2 protein-coding genes and 1 pseudogene are annotated in these 2,625 nt (G+C 73.8%); all 3 read right to left on the bottom strand.

The window, feature by feature from the left end:
• Nucleotides 1-91: pseudogene (locus ACWENR_RS30405) on the bottom strand (SigE family RNA polymerase sigma factor); the annotation flags it as partial.
• Nucleotides 88-1,428, bottom strand: a complete 1,341-nt coding sequence (locus tag ACWENR_RS30400; RefSeq protein WP_452280379.1) for an extracellular catalytic domain type 1 short-chain-length polyhydroxyalkanoate depolymerase — start codon at nt 1,426-1,428, stop codon at nt 88-90. The gene ACWENR_RS30400 and the pseudogene ACWENR_RS30405, both read right to left, overlap by 4 nt.
• Nucleotides 1,429-1,613: 185 nt before the next feature.
• Nucleotides 1,614-2,510 (bottom strand): bifunctional helix-turn-helix transcriptional regulator/GNAT family N-acetyltransferase, encoded by an 897-nt coding sequence (locus ACWENR_RS30395; RefSeq protein WP_452280378.1) that lies wholly within the window; start codon nt 2,508-2,510, stop codon nt 1,614-1,616.
• Nucleotides 2,511-2,625: the final 115 nt, after the last annotated feature.

Below are 2,625 nucleotides of genomic sequence, written 5' to 3'. Positions count from 1 at the left end.
CGAGGTGCTGGTCGCCGGTGAGCAGGTAGGCCGACCGCAGCAGCGCCGGGGTGCGGGTCCGGACGCCCGCCCGCCGCGGCCCGCCGGTCAGGTGACGGCGCAGGTCGATCCGTTCAGCGTGAACGAGGTCGGCCTGCCGGTGTCACCGGTGTGGGTGGCCTGGAAGCCGATGCTCACCGACGCGTTCGGCGCGATGGTCGCGTTGTAGGCGACGTTGCGCGCGGTCACCGCCCCGGCGGTCGGGGAGAAGGTGGCGTTCCAGCCGCCGGTGATGCGTTGTCCCCCGGGCAGCGTGAAGGCCAGCTGCCAGCCGTCGACCGTCGTGCCGCCGGTGTTCGTGATGGTCACCGACGCGGTCAGGCCGGTGTTCCAGGCGTTGACCGCGTACGCCACCCGGCAGGCGCCGGTGGGCGGGGGAGTGCTGGGCGGCGGGCTGCTCGGCGGCGGCGTGCTGGGCGGCGGGCTGCTCGGCGGCGGCGTGCTGGGCGGCGGGCTGCTCGGCGGCGTGGTCGCGTCCAGGCCGAAGAAGCGGATCGCCTGGGCGGCGTCGACCGGCAGGTTGTGCGAGACGCCCTGCATGCTGATCGCCTCGACCGGCGCGGTGCCGCCGCTGCCCCCGTAGCGGGTGCGGGTGTGACCGGCCTGCGGGCTGTCGGTGTAGGTCGGAGTCTGACCCAGCCCGTGCAGGTTGGTCCACTGCTTGATCTCCTCCGTGAAGTTCGGATAGCGCAGGACCTCGTCGTTCGTGCCGTGCCAGAGCTGCATCCGCGGTCGGCTGCCGGAATAGCCCGGGTACGCGCCGCGCACCAGGTCACCCCACTGCTGCGGGGTCCTGGTGACCTGGCCGTTGGCGCACTCGCTGTTCCATTCCGAGCCGTTGGTGGTGGCGAAGCAGCCGAAGGGCACGCCGGCGAAGGCGGCGCCGGCGCTGAACACGTCGGGATAGAGCCCCAGCAGCACGTTCGTCATCATGGCTCCCGACGAGACGCCGGTGGCGAAGATCCGGCCCGGGTCGACGGGGTACCGCTGCCGCACGTGGTCGACCATGGACTTGATGCCCACCGGATCGCTGCCGCCGTCGCGGCGCAGCGCCTGCGGGGACGAGACGTCGAAGCACTGGCTGCTGCGGGTGACGGACGGGTAGATCACGATGTAGCCGTACCGGTCGGCCAACGCCGCGAACTGGGTGCCCGAGTGGAAGGCCGGGCCCGTGCCGGTGCAGTAGTGCGCGGCGACCAGCAGGCCCGGACGCGGCGCGACGGTGTCCGGCACGTACAGGTACATGCGCAGGTTGCTCGGATTGGCACCGAAGTTGGTTACCTCGGTCAGCGTCGCGGCCGACGCCGGCGCGGTGGCGGCCACGGCCGTCAGCGCCGTCAGCGCGGCGGCCACCAGGGCGGCGCCGAGCAGTCTGATCTTCGTTCTCATGGCGGGGTTCCTCCGGAGGACGGCGGACAGGGCGGGGTGCGGATCGGGGGCTGCCCGGTCGCCCGATCGTGTCCGGCTCAGGAACATCGACAATTATCTATGTCATCCCGGGGTCTGGCAAGCGTGCCGAGGGTGACGCCCCCTCCCGGGGCGCACCCAGGGGGCGGCGCCCCCGGGGTGCGCCGTCACGGCGCCAGGCGCTTCTCGAACCAGTGGTGCGCGTAGTGCTCGGTGTTGTACGGCTCGACCTCCCGGTAGCCGGCCGCGCGGTACATCGCGATCGCCTCGGTCAGGTTGCGGTTGGTGTCGAGCCGGACGGTGTCCCAGCCCTGGGCGGCGGCGTGGCGCTCCAGCTCGCCCAGCAACCGTCGCCCGACCCCGAGCCCACGGACGGCGTCGGCCACCCAGACCCGCTTGATCTCGGCCGGCGCGTCGCGGTGGAGCCGGACCGCCCCGCAGCCGACGGGCTCGGCGTTGAGGGTGGCGAGCAGGAGCACCCCGGCCGGCGGGACGAGGTCCTCGTCCCGGACCGCGTTGCTCCGGGCCGGGTCGAACCCGTCGTCGAAGCGCCGGGCGACCTCCCGGACGTAGGCCCGCACGCACGCCCGGGCCCGTGGGTCGCCCGGCGGGCAGGGCTGGATCGTCACCATCGAGGCGACGAGCAGCCGCTCGACCTCGGCCATCGCCGCGACGAGCCGTTGCCGCCGCTGCCCGGTCAGCGGTTCGAGGATCGACGCGGCGAGCTCGTCGGAGCGCCTGTCGAGTTCGGACCACTCCGCCCGCCCGGCGTCGGTGAGCGCGGCGACCCGTACCCGCCCGTCGCCGCCGGCCCGGTCGGCGGGCCCGACGGTGACGAGCCCGTCGTGTTCGAGGGTGCGCAGGAGCCGACTGAGATGCCCCGAGTCCAGCCCGAGCCGGGCCCGCAACGCCCCGACCTCGGCGCCGTCGGGGCCGATCTCCCAGAGGACCCGGGCCTGCGCGAGGGGACGCCCGCGCGCCATGTACTCGTCGTCGAGGGCGCCCACCCGCTGGGTGACCGTTCGGTTGAACCGCCGCACGGCGGCGATGAGTTCGGCGTTCACGAAACCTGACTTTAGTCAGATATTCGGGGGTGGCGCCAGTGGCTCCGCGCAACGGCCCGGCGCCCCCGGTCCGCACCCGACCGGGACCGGGGAGACCCCGGGGTGGCGGCGGTCC

The organism is Micromonospora sp. NPDC004336 (assembly GCF_053602615.1).
Note: the sequence above shows the minus strand (reverse complement) of the source record. Positions and strands in the feature narration are given on the sequence as shown.

Bases quoted from the DNA above. Each gene is read 5' to 3' on its own strand.
- ACWENR_RS30400 (WP_452280379.1), bottom strand. From the start codon at position 1,428: ATGAGAACGAAGATCAGACTGCTCGGCGCCGCCCTGGTGGCCGCCGCG.